The organism is Streptomyces sp. PSU-S4-23 (assembly GCF_055632315.1).
Genome location: NZ_JBVMUU010000002.1, coordinates 3,037,981 through 3,056,158 on the forward strand (window position 1 = coordinate 3,037,981; position 18,178 = coordinate 3,056,158).

Here is an 18,178-nt window from a genome sequence, read left to right on the forward strand (position 1 = left end):
CGTCCCGCCCCGCGCCGCCGCGTCAGCGCCGTCCGGCGCGGCGGGGCTGCAGCGCCAGCCTCGGGTCGACGGCCAGGACGTCGAAGGTCTCCCTGGTGCAGGCGACCCGGCCGAACAGGCTGTCCGGCCCGTACACGCACACCCGCCCGATCCCCAGTCCGCGCAGGGCCTCCACGGCGGTGGGCCAGCGCACCGGCCGCACGATGCCGTCCAGCAGCATCGTGCGGATCCCGTCCCCCGTCCGCAGCACGGCGCCGTCCTGGTCGGCGACGACCGGGAGCGCGGGATCGGCGAACCCCAGCCCGCCGAGCACCCGGTCCTCGGCGATGCTCCGCAGCCCGGCGAACGAGGCCGAGTGCAGCGGTGGACGCATGGTGTAGAGGGACATGCCGCCGAGGCTGCGGATCTTCTTGTCCAGCCACTCCATGTTCTGCTCGCGCAGCGACAGCATGTACATGGTGCGGTCGAGGTGGCAGGAGACGTCGCTCCACTGGCCGAGGGCGTCCAACTCGGCCAGGATCTCCTCCAGTTGCCCGGCCGATATCCGGACGAACGAGTGGGTCACGACATCCCGGTACTCGGTGGCGAAGAACTCGTCCGTGCACCGGGCCAGGGCCGCGGTCATCCACACGGCGTCCTCGAACGGCAGCGATCCGCAGAACACCGACAGCGGCTTGCCGCCGAAGCTGGGCCCGACGGCGGCCCTGGCCTCGACGCCGAGTTCGGTGCGGGCCCACTCGGCGAGCGCGACACAGGTCACCATGAAGGCCACCTGGGCGTCCTCGCTGTAGTCGCCCCTGGCGCCTTCCAGGCCGTCGAGCACCGAGCGGCCCAGCCGCCGGTCCGCCTCGGCGAGCAGCCGGCGCGCCACCGGGTTGACGACCAGGAACCGCGCGAGGTCGGCGTGGCCCACCGGGTTCATCCCGGGGAACAGCGCGGCCGTGTCGGGCCGTTCGGCATCCATGCGTGTCATCCCTTCCCGAGCCCGAGGAGGAACTCGGCGAGTACGCGGAAGAACCGCTCGGGCTCCTCCAGGTGGGGCAGGTGGCTGGACTCCTCGAAGACCACCCGGCGGGCGTCCGGGACGCGTTCGTGGAACGGCCGGACCACGGCCTCGGTCGCCTCGTCGTGGCGTCCGGACAGGACCAGGGTGGGTACGGCGATGCGGGGGAGGCGGTCCTCGATCGACACGTCCCGCAGCGAGCCGATGACATGGAACTCGCTGGGTCCGTTCATGGCGAGGTAGACCGTCGGGTCGTTCACGATCTCCATGAACGAGGCGTTGTAGTCCCGCGGCCACGGGTCGAGCCGGCAGACGTGCCTGCGGTAGAAGACGCGCATCGCCTCGGTGTACTCGGCGGAGTCGGTGGTCCCGGCCGCTTCGTGGGCCCGCAGGACGTCGTCGACTCCCTCGGGCAGCGCGGCGCGCAGGATCGCCGTCTCCTTGCGCCATGTCGGGTAGGAGGCGGGCGCGTTGGCCACGATCAGACCGCGCAGTCCCGGCGGGCGCCCGGAGGCGTGCCAGGCCGCGAGCATGCCGCCCCACGACTGGCCGAACAGCACGTAGTCGTCCGCGATGCCGAGACGGGTCAGCAGGTTGTCGAGCTCCTCCAGGAACAGCTCGGGTGTCCAGAACCCGGGTGGCATGTCCGGCAGATGGGTGGAGCCGCCGTTGCCGAGCTGGTCGTAGTGCACCACGGGCCAGCCGCCCACGGCGAGCGCGCTCAGCTTCAGCAGGTAGTCGTGGGTGCTGCCCGGGCCGCCGTGCAGGATGACCAGGGCGGGGCGCCCACCGCCGGGCCTGCCGGTCATGCGGTACCAGGTCGCATACGTGCGAAAGGGCACCAGCCCTTTGGTGGTGGGCACTGCGGCTGTGGTCATGGCAGCCATGTCTAGCCGCGGCCGCCGACGGGACACCAGCCCCTTAGGGGTGTCCGCACCGCCTGCCGGCCGGGTCAGCGCACCCGCTGGGCCGCGGTGGCGGCCAACTGGCCGCGCAGCGTGCCGGAGATCAGCTCGACGACCCGCTCACCGTGGCTTTCGAGGTAGAAGTGGCCGCCGTCGAAGAGATGGACGTCGCCGCCCGCGGACGTGTGCTCGTGCCAGGCCCGCGCCTCCTCCAGGGTGGTGCGCGCGTCGTCGGTGGCGGTCATCACCACGATCGGGGCGCCGATGCGCGCGCTGGTGTCCTGGCGGTAGGTCTCGATGGCGCGGTAGTCGGCCCGCAGCGGCGGCAGCACCACGTCCAGCAGGTCCGGCTCCGAGAGCACCCTCGCGTCCGTGCCGCCCATGCTGCGCAGTTCGGCGATGATTCCGGCGTCGCCGAGCCGGTGCACACCGTCGTCGTGGACCCGGCTCGGCGCCCGGCCTCCGGAGGCGAACAGGAGCTGCGGAGCGGGGCCGCCGCCGGCCTCCAGCCGCCGCGCCACCTCGAACGCGACGGCCGAGCCCATGCTGTGTCCGAAGAAGGCGACGGGCCCCCGCATGAGCGGCCGGATCGCCGTGTGGATCGCGTCGGCGAGGGCGTCGACGGTGGCGAACGGCGCTTCCGCGCGGCGGTCGTGGCGGCCCGGGTACTGCACGGCCAGGACGTCGAACTCGGGCGCCAGGGCCTTCGACATCGGGTAGTAGTAGCTGGCCGAGCCGCCGGCGTGGGGGAAGCAGAACAGCGTGGCCCGCGGGGCGCGCGTCGGGGTGTAGCGGCGGAACCACAGTTCCTGCACGGACATCGTCACGTACTCACCTTTCGAAGAGCTGCGCGGCCATCGGCGATGGCGCGCGCGATCGATCTCGCCGTCCGCCGGAGATCGGCGCGGGGGACCGGCGGGGCGTCCGGATGGTCCTCCGACAGCGACATCAGGCAGTGGACGGCGAGTGCCAGGTCGCTCATCCGGAGCCGCCGCAGGCCCAGTTGGCAGGCCGCCAGCAGCAGACCGGGCGTGGCGAGGTTGTTGCTCAGGCCGTTCTCCAGCGCCGGCAGATAGGTCGCCCCCAGGGCGGCGGCGTCCTCGTACCGCACCTCGACGTCCGGGTAGGACAGCGGTACGACGACGGGCTTCGGGTTCATCCCCGCCAGGTCCGCGGCGGCGATGGGGGCGCCGGACAGGGCGAGGCACACGTCGGCGCCCCGCAGCGCCGCCCCCACGGGCCCCCGGATTCCGTCCGGGTTCGTGAGGGCCGCCAGCTCGGCCTTCTCCGCGCTCAGTCCGGCCCTTCCGGGGTGCAGCACGCCCACCGAGTCGACCACCCGCAGCTCACCGACGCCGAGGTGGTGCAGCAGCCGGGCCGTGGTGGCGCCCGCGGCCCCGGCGCCGACGACGACCGCGCACAGCTCCCGCAGGGCGCGGCCGGACCGGTGCAGTGATGTCAGGACCGCGGCGGCGGCCATGACCGCCGTGCCGTGCTGGTCGTCGTGGAGGACGGGGCAGTCGACCGCCGTGCCGGCCAGGAGCCGCTGCAGGTCGAAGCAGCGGGGCGCGGCGACGTCGGCGATCAGGATCGCGTCGTAGTTGGGGCGCAGCAGTTCCAGCGTCCGTACGTACTCGGCGGGTTCGGCGCGCGCGAACGCCAGCGGGAAGGCGCTCATCCCGGTGGCGTGCTCCAGCACCCGGCACTTGCGCTCCAGGACGGGACGCACCGCCGCGGCGCCCAGGTCGCCGCGGCTCAGCACGGACGATCCGTCGCTGAGCACGAGCGCCGTGGGCCGCCGGGTGCCGTCGCCGTGCCCGGACGCCAGGCGGAGCACCTCGCGGGTGACGTCGGAGAGCGACCCCGGGGCGGTGTGCCCCGGGCCGGGTTCCTGACCGAGGGGTGCCATGGCCTACTCCGCGAAGAGCGGGCGCAGGTCGCTTCGTCTGATCTTCCCGCCGGTGCTCGCGGGGAACTCGCCGACGACGCGCAGCTTCGACGGCGTCAGGTTGGTCGGCAGCATCACCCGCAGCTCGCGCAGCAGTTCATCGGCCGCGGACGCGGCGCGTGCGGTGATCACGGCCACGCAGATCTGCTCGCCGAGGCTCTCGTCCGGCATGCCGCACACCCGGGCCCGCTCGATGTCGGGGTGCTGCTCCACGAGGGACTCGACCACCGACGGGACGACGGTCTCACCGCCGCGCTTGATGGCGTCGGAGTCGCGCCCCAGTACGGACAGCGCGCCGTCCGGCCGGCGCACGCCGATGTCGCTGGTCTCGTACCAGCCGCCCGGCGGGACCGGCTCGTGGCCGACGTAGCCGAGCATCACGTTCGGGCCCCGCACCCGGATCCGGCCCTGGACGCCGGGCTCGGTGGGGCGGCCGTCCGCGTCGACCGTCTCGACGTCGACGCCGCGCTGGGGCGGCATCCAGCCGGGCTCGGTGCCGGTGCCGGACACCTGGGTGCACACATGCCCGGGGATCTCGGTGAGGGCGTAGGCCTCGACCACGGGGGCGGAGAACTCGGATTCGAGGGCGGCCCGGTCGGAGGCCGGCAGCGCCTCGGAGGTCGAGCGGATCACACGGGGCCGGAAGGAGGAGAACCAGGCCGGCCAGGAGCGCTTGGCGACGAGCATCGACCGGTGGAGCGTGGGGGCGGCCGAGTACCAGGTGATCCCGCAGCGCAGCCCCTCCTCCAGGAACATCAGGTCCTTGGAGTCGATGATGACGAGTTCGCCCCCGCTGAACAGCGGGGCGAGCACACCGGCGGTGATGCCGTGCCCGTGGTGCAGCGGCATCATCGACAGCCCTCGGTCGGCGGGCGACAGCCGCAGCGAGTCCGCGATGAACCCGCCCGCGGCGATGAGGTTCCGCTGCGAGAGCCGTACCCACTTCGGGTCGCCGGTGGTGCCGGAGGTGCACAGCAGCAGGGCCGGCTCCCCCGCCGTCCGGGCCGTCAGCGCGCCGGCGTCGCCCGGCTCGAACGCCGCCGGGTCGGACACGTCGATGGTCACCGGCACGTCGTCGCCGGCCGCGGGGACGGAGGTCAGCAGGGCGCGGATGTCGAACGGGCCGGCCGGCAGCCGCGGGGCGTCCGCCGCGGCCGGGACCGCCACCCCGTGGACGGCCGCCGCGAGCAGGGCCACCACCGACGGCGTGTCATGGCCGACACGGACCGCGATGGCGGCTCCGGGTTCCACACCGGCGGCGCGCAGCGCCTCGCAGAGGGCCGCGACGTGTCCGGCGAGCCCCCTGCCGTCGACGGGGTCACCGGACAGGTCGTCGATCAGCACGGCCGGGTCCGTGGCGTCGAGCGACCGGATGAAGGCGCCCAGGGTGCCGGGCCGTTCGCCGGGTGTGGCCCGCAGGTCCAGGTCCGTCATCGTTCAGCTGCTCTCCGCGGACTCGGCGGCGCCGGCGCTCCGGGGTGCCGGGCCCCGGTCGTCCGCCGCGAACTCCTGCGCCCACATGGCCTCGGACAGTTCCCTGCGAAGCCCCCCGCCGTTCGCGGACAGATGGCCGCGGATGGAGCGGCGGACCTCCGGCGTGTGCTCCTGGCTGAGCTTGAACATGGCCTCGACCGACTCCACGTGCACACGGAAGGCGCGGACACCGGGCTGGATCCGCCGGAAGTAGTCGAGCGAGTCCGTCATGTCCCAGCCCGTTCCCGCGACCTTCTCCAGTGCCCGGACCGTGGAGGTGACGACCTCCAGCGTCGGCTCGCCGGTCGGTATCGGCTCGATGCGCCCGCGCAGGTGGACGGTGATGAAGTTCCAGGTCGGCGCCGCGGGCCGCTGGTCGTAGGCGACCGGGGATATGTAGGCGTGGGGCCCCTGGAACACGATCAGGGCGTCCCCGCCCCGCTCCACCGCCTGCCAGTGGTCGTTGGCCTTGTTCATATGGCCCAGCAGCGAGGCCCCCGCCAGCGCGTCCTGCTCCCCGGCCCCGTCCGCGAGCCGTTCGACGACGACCGGCACGTGTGTCGCGTACGGCGTCCGGGCCCCGTTGGAGACGAGGAGGGCCAGCGGATTGCGGCGCACGGTCTCGACGACGTCGCTCGCCCGGCGCGGCCGGTACATCGGGGGGATCAGCATCAGACGACCTTCTCGGCAGCCGTGTGGGCGCAGTGGCGCGCGAGGGAGTTCGCGATCTCGCCGCTGCGCACCGCGATGGTGGAGAGGAGGGAGGAGGACAGTCCGTGGGTGTGCTCGGAGCCGCCCTGGAGGTAGATCCCGCACCGGATCTCCGGGCTCGTCCGCACCCGGTAGTCGCGTTCGAGCAGCACCCTGCCCTCGTCGTCGCGCCGGCAGTGGGCGGCCAGATCGCCCAGCAGGGAGGTGGGGTCCATGGGCGTGTATCCGGTGGCGCACACGAGGAGGTCGACGTCCAGGTGGTCCACCTCGCCGGACCGCAGCGACTCCACCGCGAGGCGGATGCGGCCGTCGTCCGTCGCGGCCGACCGGGCCCTGCTCAGGTTGCGGAACCTCAGGCGGGGGCGGCGGGCCAGTTCGTCCGCGTACTGGCGCTCGTACAGGTCCCGGATCAGCTCGTCGTCGACGACGGAGTAGTTGGTGTTCCGGTGGTAGTGCCAGACCGCGTCCTTGGCCCGGTCGGACGAGAAGTAGAAGTCGTCCACGGAGCTCGGGTCGAAGACCTGGTTGACCAGGGGGGTGCTGTCGGCGATGGCGTAGCCCACCGGGGAGAGGATCGCGTGCACCTCGGCGCCGGGCAGGTTGTCGTAGAGGTGGCGGACGATCTCCGCCGCGCTCTGCCCCGCGCCGACGACCGCCGCGCTGCGCACCCGCCCGGCGTCCAGCGCCTGGAACCTGGTGAGGAACTCGGAGCTGTGCCACACGTCGGGGCCGGGTTCGATCCCCTCCGGCATCCGGGCCGTCAGGCCGGTCGAGACCACGAGGTTGCGGGTGTGCACGACCCGGGTGGCGTCCGCGGCCCCGCTCTCCCGGACCAGGAGCCGGAGTTGGGTCACCTCGCCGTTGTCGTCGCGTACCGGCCGCACCGAGACGACCTCGGAATTGTAGTTGACGTATTTCGTGAAACGGGCCTCGACCCATTCCAGGTAGTCGTGGAACTCCCGGCGGCTCGGGAAGAAATCGTTCCTGTTTGTGTACGCGGCCAGCCGGCCCTGCGCATGCAAATAGGAGACAAAGCTGTAGGGTGACGCCGGGTTGCGGAAGGTGACCAGGTCCTTGAGAAAGGAGACCTGCATCTTGGCACCCGGCAGCAGCATTCCACGATGCCAGCCGAGCGCCTCCTGCTTCTCGAAGAACACCGCGTCGACCGCGGGGCCGCCTGATTCCCCGTCGAGTTCGTCGAGAGCGGTCGCGAGCGACAGATTGGAGGGCCCGAATCCTATTCCGACCACATCGTGCGTCTTGACTCCATCGACTCGCATAGACAAATACTCCCGTCGTCAATTTCGATTACGGTATTGCGCGGGCGCGAGGCCGGTCAAGGATTGCCGCGCGACCGCACCGGCCACGGGACCGTTCAGTGGTCAACTTCCTCCGATTCCAAGGGTGTTCGCACTCTGGCGCCGCGGTGCGGGCGGACGCGTATGCTCCGCCCATGGACTCCTCTCAGCCTTCTGAGGAATCGCACGACGATTCCGCTGCGCACAAGGCCCTTTCAGCCGAACCGGGGCTGCGCGCCTCCGACGCCGACCGGGAACGGACCGCCGCCGTGCTACAGGCCGCCGTGGCCGACGGGCGGGTCTCCCCCAGTGAGCTGGAACAGCGCCTGGAGGTGGTTTACAGCGCCAAGTCCAAGGGTGAACTCGCCGCGGTCGTCAAGGATCTGCAGCCGGTCCAGTGGTCCGGAGGCAAGCCGACCGCGAGCAAGGACGTCGGCGTTCTGAACGATTTCGTCCGCAAGGGGCGCTGGAAGGTCGGCGACACATACCGCGGCACCGCCGTGGTGAGTTCCGGGGTGATCGACCTGCGGGAGGCCGAGTTCACCGGGCCGGAAACCACCATTCACGTCAGCTCCTGGGTCGGCTCCGTCTACATCGTCGTTCCCGAGAACGTCGAGGTGCATGTCGAGGGCACCGGAATCCTGGGCGGATTCAAGCAGGACCGGGAGAGCGCCGCCTACGCGGCGACACACCGCGTCAATGTCACCGGACTCGCCGTGTGCGGCAGCGTCTTCGTCGTCCACGAGCTGCCCCCGGCCAAGGAACGGCGCCTTCTGAAGTACGAGCGGAAGAGCCTCGGGAAATAGCGGTCCCGTCGCGCGGGGGTTCGTGGGGGTGGGCCGGTGACCGGCCCACCCCCACGCGTTCCCGCGCCCGGGACCATCCCGTCACTCCTGGTCGGCCAGCGCGTCGTTCATGACGGCGCCCATGAACGACGCGCTCTCCGGCAGATGCATGTCGTTGTGCGTGCAGGCGACCTCGTGCTCGGTGATGACGCCCGTGATGTTGGGGCGCCACCTCTCCCGGCCGGCCGGGTCGCCCGGCTGCCGCCCCAGCGTCGCCGTGAACAGCAGGGCGTCGCCGTCGTACACCGGGGACAGGAACGACTGCAGCTTCTCGTGGTGGTCGGTGACGATCGCCGTGGCGACCTCGATCATCTGCAGATAGTCGCCCCCGCCGCGCATCGCCCCGAAGTACTTCTCGAGTTCGGCACGCATGAGCCGTTCGAAGCCGGCCCGCTCGTAGGCGTCCGCCCCGTGCCGCGGTGCGGCGTCCAGCAGCGCCAGCATGCCGACCTGGAGGCCGCGCTCCCGCAGCTTCACCGCGATCACGTGCGCCAGTATTCCGCCGAACGAGTACCCGAGCAGATGGAACGGCCCGTCCGGCTGGGTGAGCAGGATCTGCTCCAGATAGTCCTCGGCCATCGCGTCGATGGACTCGGGCAGCGGCGTCACGCCGTCGAACCCTCGGGCCTGGACGCCGTAGACGGGACGGTCCGGGAAGCTCGCCGACAGGCCCAGATAGGCCCAGCTCAGCCCGCCGCCGGGGTGCAGGCACCAGACCGGCTTGCGGGTGCCCCCGGACTTGAGGGGCAGCACGACCGCGAACGGGTCGCCGGACTCGGTGCCCGTGTCCGGACGCAGGTGCCCGGTCAGCTTCGCCACCGTCGGCGCCTCGAAGACGGCCCGCAGCGGCACCTCCACGCCCAGGGCGCCCCGGATCCGGCCGATCAGCCGCGTCGCCCGCAGCGAGTGCCCGCCCAGGGCGAAGAAGTCGTCGTCGATGCCGACGCGGTCCACGCCCAGCACCTCGGCGAACACCCCGGCGAGCACCTCCTCCTCCACCGTGCGCGGGGCCCGGTACGCGTTGCCGGTGATCACCGGTGAGGGCAGCGCCGCCTTGTCCAGCTTGCCGTTCGGCATCAGCGGCATCCGGTCCATCACGACGAACGCCGCCGGAACCATGTAGTCGGGCAGCCGGTCCGCCATGAACCGGCGCAGGTCGTCGACGCGGCCGGCGGCGTCCGGGTCGCTGACGTGTTCGGAGAGCACACCGACCGTGTCCGCCGGAAGGAACACGTCCGTGAGCGGAATTTCCGCACCCGTCCGCAGGAAGACCGCGTCCATCCGGCCCGGGACGGCCGACCAGGTGACCACCACCCGGTAGCCGAGCTCCGCCGCGAGCCGGCGGCAGTCGTTCGGCGTGAGCATCGCCTTGTCGGCGGCGGACTGCTGGACCTCGGCGGCGGGCAGTCGGCCGGCGACGGCGTCGAGCCTGCGCACGGTGTCGGCCACCGGCAGCACCTCGGCGTGCGGTATGCCGCACAGCCGCACGCTCTGCGGGCGCTGCTCGGTCAGGAACCGGCGCAGCACCTCCGGCGAGCCGAACCCGTCCCAGGCGACGGGGGCGACGCCGGCCAGCGACCGCACCTCGGCCGGGGCCTTGCGCAGCACCACCTCGTAGCGGTAGCGGCTCAGCTCGTTGGCCGCGTCCATGTCCTTCAGCTGGATGTCGACCGCACCGATCTCCGGCAGCAGACGGGGCAGTGCCACGAAGAACTCGGGCGCCAGCAGCAGCTCGCGCTCGGCGAGGATCTCCAGCCGCACCCGCTCGCGCAACTGCTCCACCGTGGTGCCGGCGTCGGCGCGGGCCAGCTGCACCTCGGTGGCGAACTCGCGCAGCAGGGCGTGGTTGCGGATGTCGCCGAGGTACAGCGCCCCACCCGGGGCCAGCAGCTTCAGGGCCTTGCCGATGACGTCGATGAGATAGCCGGCGTTGGGGAAGTACTGCACCACCGAGTTGACGACGATGGTGTCGAAGTGCCCGGCCGGCAGGTCGTCCACGTCGTCGGCGCGGCGCGCCTGCAGCGTGACCCGGTCGGCCCACGGCGGGTCGAGCCGGCGGATCTGCTCCTTGAGCGAGTCGATGGTGGCGCGCGAGAAGTCCAGCGCCCAGTACTCGTCGACCTCGGGCACCAGGGGCGCCATCAGCAGACCCGAACCGACACCGATCTCCAGCACCCGGGACGGGGCGAGGGCCCGGATGCGCTCGACGGCCGCGTCCCGCCACTCCCGCATCTCGCTCAGCGCGATCGGTGCACCCGAGTAACTGCTGTGCCAGCCCTGGAAGTTCTCACCGAACTCGACGTCCGGTACCGGCTCGTCCGCGCCGGCGTCCTCGGCGACGTACGCCTCCTTGTGGGAGTAGAGGTCGTCGTACACCTCCTCCCACTGGGCGACGGATTCCGCCTCCACGGTCTCCCGGCGGACCAGCGAGATCTCCTTGTCCAGCACCACATAGCCGACCAGGTCCTTGCCCCCGCCGCCGGAGGCCGCGTCCCGGGCGACGACCACCGCCTGGCCGATGGCGGGGTGCGAGGCCAGCACCGACTCGACCTCGCCCGGCTCGATCCGGAATCCGCGGATCTTGACCTGGTCGTCGCTGCGGCCCGCGAAGACCAGCTCGCCGGAGTCGTTCCACTGCACCAGGTCGCCGGTGCGGTAGAGCCGCCCGCCCGCAGGGTCGAAGGGATCGGCCACGAACCGCGACGCCGTCAGACCCGGGCGGTCGCGGTACCCGCGGCCGACACCGGCACCCGCGATGTACAGCTCCCCCACCGCGCCGGGCGGCACCGGAACCAGGCCCGGACCGAGCACATACGCCCGGGTGTTGGGCAGCGGGGCGCCGATCGGCACCGCTGGGGACCGGGGCCGGTCCGCGGGCGCCGCGCCCGGCACGGTGTGGTAGGTCGCGTCGACGGTGATCTCGGTCGGCCCGTAGGCGTTGACGACGTCCACGCCGGGGTGCTTGCGCTGGAACTCCTCGATCACACGGGCGGACACCGCGTCACCACCGGTGACGACCCGCTCCAGGGACGCCAGTCGGTGGTCACCGGCCGCCAGCATCTCCAGGAGCGCGGGCACCGCGAAGACGGACGTCACGCCCTGCTCGTCGATGACGCGGGCCAGCGCGTCGACGTCGCCGGAGTCGGCCGGCCCGACCACCAGCGTGCCGCCGCTCATCAGGGCCGGCCAGGTCTCGAACGCCGAGGCGTCGAAGGCGATCGAGGACTGCAGCAGCGTCCGGCCGCCCGGCTTCGGCCAACCGTGCGACGCCATGTCCACGGCGTTGCGCTGGGTGATGGCGACACCCTTGGGTACGCCGGTGGAACCCGAGGTGTAGATGACGTAGGCCAGGTGCTCCGGCCGCAGGACCGCACCCCGGCCGGCGTCCACGAGCGGCCGCCGCCCGGCCGTGCGCTCATCGTCGAGGTACAGCCGCGGGGCGGGAGACTCGGGCAGCACCGCGTCGGTCCGGCGGTCGGTGAGGATCACCGTCGGCCGGGCGTCGTCGAGGATGAAGGCCACGCGCGGGCCGGGGTACTGCGGGTCGATGGGCAGATAGGCGCCGCCCGCCTTGACCACCGCCAGCAGGGCCACCAGGTAGTCCACCGAGCGCCCGGTGGCGACGGCGACCACCCGGTCCGGGCCGGCACCGTACGCGGCCAGCTCGGCCGCGAGCACGTCGGCGCGGGCGTCCAGTTCGGCGTAGGTCAGCGAGCGGGAGCCGTCCGTGACCGCCACCGTGCCGGGCGAGGCGGCCACGACCGCGTCGAACATCGTCGCCAGCGTCGCGTCCGCCACCGGTCGCGCCGTGTCGTTCCACCGCTCCACCACCAGCGCCCGCTCGGCGGGCGTGAGCACCTCGATCGTGCCGATCGCCGCACCCGGATCGTCGATGATCTGCTCCAGCACGCGGACGTAGCGCTCGGAGATCCGCTCGATCGTGTCGCGCTCGAACACGGCCTGCTGGTACTGCAGCGACATCCGCAGCGGCTCCGGCGCCGCCATCAGGGTCAGCGGGTAGTGCGTGCCGTCCACGGGTGTCGAACGGCTGATGGTGAGCCCGGAGTCATCGATCGGCCTGGTCAGCGCGTCCCGGTCGATCGGGTAGGACTCGAAGCCGACGATGGTGTCGAACAGGGTCGGCAACCCGGTGGCCTTCTGGATGTCGACCAGACCGTGATGGTGGTGGTCGAGCAGCACCGCCTGGCGGTCCTGCAGGTCCGTCAGCACCGTGGCCAGGGTGTCGCCGGGGCTGCAGCGCACCCGGACCGGCAGCGTGTTGATGAACAGGCCGACCATCGCGTCGACCCCCGGCACGACCGGCGGCCGGCCCGACACCGTCATGCCGAACACCACGTCGGTGCGCGCGGTCAGCCGGCCCAGCAGGATCGCCCAGGCGCCCTGCACGACGGTGTTGACGGTGACGCCCAGCTCGGCGGCGCGACGCACCAGTTCGCGGGCCTTCTCATCGGACAGGCCGACCTGGTGGCGGCCCATGCCGCCGTCCGTGTCCGCCTGCCGCGCCCGCGGCGCCAGGAGCGTCGGCTCCGTGACGCCCTCGAGTTCACCGGCCCACACCCGCGCGGACAGCTCGCGGTCCTGCTGCGACAGCCACACCAGGAAGTCGCGGTAGTTCCGGGCCCGCGGGAGCGCCGACGCGTCCCCGTTCACCACGTACAGGCCCATCAGGTCCTGCATCAGCAGCGGGGTCGACCACCCGTCGAACAACAGGTGGTGCGCCATCAGGACGAGTTCGCAGCGGCGGTCGCCGACCCTGATCAGCTTCATCCGCACCAGCGGGGCCGCCAGCACGTCGAAGTGGTCGCGACGGTCGGCGGCCAGCAGTTCCTCCAGCCGGGCGGGGCGCTCGGCCTCGGGCAGGTCCCGCAGGTCGAACTCCTCCCACGGCAGCTCGACCCGCGCCGGGACGATCTGGACCGGTTCGCCGTCGGAGCCGAAACCGTACGCCACCCGCAGGTTGGGGTGCCGGTCCAGCAGGGCCTGTCCGGCGGTCCGCATCCGCTCCGAGTCGACCACGCCGTCCAGATGCATGGTGAACTGCATCTGGTACGGGTCCAGTTCGCGGCCCGCGAGCATCGCGTGGAACAGCAGGCCGGACTGCATGGGCGTCAGCGGCCAGACGTCCGTCACGTTCTCGTGGCGGGCTTCGAGGACGTTGATCTCCAGCTGGGACAGCGACACCATCGGCAGGTCCGAGGGCGTGAGACCGCCGGCACCGGGGCTCTCGGCGTGCCGGGCGAGTCCGGTCAGCGCCTTCGCCCACAGGTCCGCCAGCTCCTGGACCTCCTCGCGGGTCAGGATCCCGCTCGCGAAGCCGAACGACGCGTTGAGGACCGGTCCCTGCCCGGTGTCGGTGACGACGGCGTTGATGTCGAGGGCGTGCGCGACCGGCATGTCGGCGTCGAACCGGGCGGACACGTCCTCCAGCGTGGCGACGGGGGTCCAGCCCTGGCCGCGCAGCTTCTCCGGCAGGTCGGTGCCCGAGAAGCGGCCCAGGTAGTTGAAGCCGATCTGCCCGACCGGGAGCCGTGCCAGCTCGGGAGCGGTGTCGTCGTTCAGATACCGCAGCAGGCCGTACCCGATGCCCTTGTCCGGAACCGCCCGCACCTGCTCCTTGACCGCCTTCACCGCACGGCCCGCACCACCGCCTCCGGCGAACGCGTCATCGAGATCGACCCCGGCGACATCGACACGCACCGGGTAGATCGTGGTGAACCAGCCCACCGTGCGCGACAGATCGGCACCCGGGACCACCGCCTCCTCACGGCCATGGCCCTCCATGTTCACCAGCACCGACGGCTCCACACCGCCACGAGCCCGCCGCCACGCCGCGACCGCCAGCGCCAGACCCGCCAGCAGCCCCTCGTGGGGGCCGCAGCGGAACGCGGACGGCAGCTTGGTCAGCAGCGTCTCGGTCACCTCGGCGGACAGCCGCACCTGAGTGCGGTCCACCGTGGACACGACATCGACCGCCGGGTCGAGGGGGCGTGAGCCGAGGACGGGGTCCGGCCCCTCCAGCACCGAGCGCCAGTACCCCAGCTCCGCGACGCGCTCCCCACACCGCGCCTCCTCGGCCAGCGCCGCACTCCACCGCCGTACCGACGTACCCACCCGCGACAACACCGGCACACGCCCGGCCGCCACCGCACCCCACGCCTCGACGAAGTCCGGCACCAGGATCCGCCACGACACACCATCGACCACCAGATGATGCGCCACCACCAGCAGACGCCCACCCGCCGCACCAACCGCACCCGCCACATCCGCGGGATCGGCTGTATCGGCCGCATCGGCCGCATCGGCCGCATCGGCCGCATCGGCCGCATCGGCCGGATCGGCCGGATCAAGCCACACGAACTGCAGCATCACCCCAGCCTCAGGATCCAGCCGGCCCAACGCCGCATCCAACTGGGCCGAGATCAGCCCACCCCACGCCCTCTCATCCACCACCCCCGCACACGACACCCGAGACACCAGAGCCGACACATCCACCGACCCCGGCTCACCCACCACCAAACCGGCCCCGGTCAGCCGCGACCGCCACACATCATGCCGGTCCACCACCGCACCCAACGTGGCGACCAGACCCCCACGATCCACACCGGCAGGCAGATCCAGCACCAGCCACTGCCCATACCGCCCGAACGAGCCACCCCGCTCCAGCATCCACTCCCCGACCGGAAGCAGACCCGCCTCGCCCACACCACCACCCTCAAGCTCCTCCAGCACACCCACCGCATCCAGGCCGCCGTTCGCCACGGCCACCACCGCCAGCGCCGCCACCGTCCGCGCCTCGAAAACCTCCCGCGGCGTGACCACCACACCCGCCTGACGCGCCTGCGTCACCACCTGGATCGAACGGATACTGTCCCCACCCAGAGCGAAGAAGTCGTCATCCACCCCCACCCGCTCCACACCCAGCACCTCAGCGAACACCCGCGCCAGCAACTCCTCCTCCACCGAGACCGGAGCCCGATACACCCCACCCGAGAACACCGGAGCCGGCAACGCCGCCTTGTCCACCTTGCCGTTCACCGTCAACGGCAACCCCTCCACCACCACAAACGCCGACGGCACCATGTACTCCGGCAACCGCTCCGCCACATGGCCGCGCAGATCCGAGGTCACGGCGTCGTGGTCCTGGTCCTCCGCACCGTCGAGGACCACGTATCCGACGAGTCGTTTGCCGGTGTCGGTCACATCCGGAGCATCCGCGCCAAAACCGTCGGAACGAGCGACGACCACAGCCTGCGCAACAGCCGGATGCGACACCAGCACCGACTCGATCTCACCCGGCTCCACCCGGAACCCACGCAACTGCACCTGATCATCACTACGCCCCACATACAACAACTCACCCGCAGCCGACCACCGCGCCACATCCCCCGTCCGATACAACCGCCCACCCGGCGTGAACGGATCAGCCACAAACCGCGACGCCGTCAACCCCGCCCGACCCCGATACCCCCGCGCCACACCACAACCCCCCACATACAACTCACCCACCACACCCGGCGGAACCGGCAACAACCCCCCATCCAGCACATACACCCGCGCATTCGCCAACGGCACACCAATCGGCGACACACCCCCCGGCCACACACCCCCCGACCCCAACTCCAACCGCGTCACATGCACCGTCGTCTCAGTGATCCCATACATATTGACCACCGACGCAACCCGCACCCCCGGCACCCACCAGCCCTCCACCCGGGCCGGATCCACCGCCTCACCACCCAACACCACCAACCGCAACGCCGACCCACCCACCGCACGCTCCGGACGCGCCCCGATCAACGCATAAAAAGCAGCAGGCGTCTGACTCAGCACCGTCACCTTCCGCTCCAGCAACACCTCCCACAAATCACCCGGAGACCGCACCACATCCCACGACACCACCACCGTCGTGCCACCCGTCAGCAACGCACCCCACATCTCCCACACCGAGAAATCAAACGCCTGCGAATGACACCACGCCCACACATCACCCCGCCCGAAACCAGCCCAACCCTCCACCCCCGAAAACAGCGACCACACACTCCCGAACGACACCCCCACACCCTTGGGAACACCCGTCGAACCAGACGTGTAAATCACATACGCCAAATGACCCGAACACAGCGGCGCAACCCGATCCGCATCACACGGCGCACGACCCACCCCCGGCCGCGCATCCTCCACAAACACCCGCGGCACACCCACCGCCGGCAACACCCGATCCGTCACCCGATCCGTCACCACCACCCGCGGCCGCGCATCCGCAAACACATACTCCAACCGCACCCCCGAATACTGCGGATCAACCGGCAAATACGCACCACCCGCCTTCGACACCGCCAACAAACCCACCACCAGATCCACCGTGCGCCCCGTCGCCACCGCAACGACCACATCCGGACCCACACCACGCCCGATCAACTCGAACGCCAACGCATTCGCCCGCGCATCCAACTCGCCATACGACAACGACACCGAACCAGCAACCACCGCCACCGCATCCGGCGACTCCACCACCCGCGCCTCAAACACCTCCGGCAACAACAACCCGGCACCCCCAACCACCGAGCCACCACCACCCACCACCAACGACCGCTCACCCTCCAACAACACATCCACCCGCCCCACCAACACACCAGGCTCAGCCACCACCCCCTCCAACACCCGCACAAACCGAGCCACCAACCCCTCAGCCGAACCCCGATCGAACAGGTCGAGGTCGTACTCGAGGAAGCCGCGGAACTCCCCGTCCACCTGCGCCATGATCAGGCTCAGGTCGAACTTCGCGACCCGGTTCACCGTCGGCTCGACGGACCACTCCAGGCCGGGCATCGCCACGACGGTGTCCGGTGACGCGATCGTGCTCTGCCACACGAACGCGACCTGGAACAGCGGGTGGTAGGACGTGGAGCGCTCCGGGTTGAGCAGTTCCACCAGCCGCTCGAACGGCACGTCCTGGTTGTCGTAGGCGGCCAGTGCCTTGTCCCGCACCTGGTCCACCACCTGCTCGAACGACCGCCGGCCCGACAGGTCGACGCGCAGCACCCAGTTGTTGACGAAGAAGCCGATCAGGTCGTTGAGGTCCTCGTCGGTGCGGCCCGCGATCGGTGAGCCCATGGTGACGTCGTCGCCGGCACCCAGCCGGGACAGCAGCACGGCGTAGGCCGCCTGCAGCACCATCGGCACCGTCGCGTTGTGTTTGAGCGCCAGCTCCTCGACCCGGGCGGACACCTCCGGTGCCACGGTGAACTCCACCGTCTCGCCACGCTGGCTGCGCCGTTGGGGGCGCGGCCGGTCGGTGGGCAGGGCCAGCGGCTGCGGGGCACCCGCCAGCTCCCGGCGCCAGTAGGCGACCTGGGCGGCGGCGACGCTCTCCGGGTCGTCCACGTCCCCCAGCAGTTCCTGCTGCCACAGCGTGTAGTCCGCGTACTGGACCGGCAGCGGCTCCCACTCCGGTTCCCGGCCCTGCGCCCGGAACACGTATGCCGTCGTCAGGTCGCGGGCCAGCGGTGCCATCGACGCGGCGTCACCGGCGATGTGGTGCATCAGGATGACGAGGACGTACTCCTGCGGACCCACCGCGAGCAGGCTGACCCGGATCGGGATCTCCGACTCCAGCTCGAACCGGTACGCCACCGCCTCCGCGACCGCGTCCGCCACCTGCTCCGGGGCCACCCTGCGGGTCGGAATGTCGATGGCGACCTCGTCGGCCGGCAGGATCCGCTGGAACGCCACACCCCGCTCGTCCTCACCGATCACCGTCCGCAGACTCTCGTGCCGCAGCACCACGTCCCGGACCGCGAGGGCCATCACGCCGGCGTCCACATCGGCCTTCAGGCGCAACACCACCGGCTGGTTGTACGTCTCCGACGGGCCCTCGAACCGGTACAGGAACCACAACCGGCTCTGCGCGAACGACAACGGGATCATGACATTACCTCTCGGAGATCGATTGGGTGCCGGCGCAGTCGGCTCGG

At 71.2% G+C, this 18,178-nt stretch carries 9 protein-coding genes; 1 reads left to right on the top strand and 8 read right to left on the bottom strand.

From position 1 onward, the window contains the following. Window positions 1–22: 22 nt before the first annotated feature. The 7 genes from ACZ79I_RS14250 to ACZ79I_RS14280 form a co-directional block, all read right to left on the bottom strand. A complete protein-coding gene (locus ACZ79I_RS14250; RefSeq protein WP_471497511.1) occupies window positions 23–964 on the bottom strand; it encodes an ACP S-malonyltransferase in 942 nt (313 codons plus the stop codon). Between the two features lie 5 nt (window positions 965–969). After that, on the bottom strand, window positions 970–1,890 hold the full coding sequence (locus tag ACZ79I_RS14255) for a proline iminopeptidase-family hydrolase (protein ID WP_471497513.1): 921 nt from the start codon (window positions 1,888–1,890) through the stop codon (window positions 970–972). Between the two features lie 65 nt (window positions 1,891–1,955). Continuing rightward, the gene (locus tag ACZ79I_RS14260; RefSeq protein ID WP_471504951.1) at window positions 1,956–2,729 is read right to left on the bottom strand and encodes a thioesterase II family protein; all 774 of its coding nucleotides are present in this window, start codon (window positions 2,727–2,729) and stop codon (window positions 1,956–1,958) included. A gap of 2 nt (window positions 2,730–2,731) precedes the next feature. Then, window positions 2,732–3,817, bottom strand: a complete 1,086-nt coding sequence (locus tag ACZ79I_RS14265) for a hypothetical protein (protein WP_471497515.1) — start codon at window positions 3,815–3,817, stop codon at window positions 2,732–2,734. Window positions 3,818–3,820: 3 nt separating this feature from the next. Next, the gene (locus ACZ79I_RS14270) at window positions 3,821–5,290 is read right to left on the bottom strand and encodes a class I adenylate-forming enzyme family protein (protein ID WP_471497517.1); all 1,470 of its coding nucleotides are present in this window, start codon (window positions 5,288–5,290) and stop codon (window positions 3,821–3,823) included. A 3-nt stretch (window positions 5,291–5,293) separates the two neighbouring features. Continuing rightward, entirely contained in the window at window positions 5,294–6,001 is a 708-nt protein-coding gene (locus tag ACZ79I_RS14275) for an FMN-binding negative transcriptional regulator (RefSeq protein WP_471497519.1), read from the bottom strand. After that, window positions 6,001–7,320, bottom strand: a complete 1,320-nt coding sequence (locus tag ACZ79I_RS14280; protein WP_471497521.1) for a lysine N(6)-hydroxylase/L-ornithine N(5)-oxygenase family protein — start codon at window positions 7,318–7,320, stop codon at window positions 6,001–6,003. The genes ACZ79I_RS14275 and ACZ79I_RS14280 overlap by 1 nt, the downstream gene beginning before the upstream one ends. A gap of 173 nt (window positions 7,321–7,493) precedes the next feature. On the opposite strand from ACZ79I_RS14280, the gene ACZ79I_RS14285 reads away from it, so the two are divergent. Then, complete coding sequence (locus ACZ79I_RS14285; protein ID WP_471497523.1) at window positions 7,494–8,144, top strand: DUF1707 SHOCT-like domain-containing protein; 651 nt, start codon at window positions 7,494–7,496, stop codon at window positions 8,142–8,144. 81 nt (window positions 8,145–8,225) lie between these two features. Here the strand turns inward: ACZ79I_RS14285 and ACZ79I_RS14290 are convergent, their stop codons facing one another. Then, on the bottom strand, window positions 8,226–18,131 hold the full coding sequence (locus ACZ79I_RS14290; protein WP_471497526.1) for a non-ribosomal peptide synthetase: 9,906 nt from the start codon (window positions 18,129–18,131) through the stop codon (window positions 8,226–8,228). Window positions 18,132–18,178 lie beyond the last annotated feature (47 nt).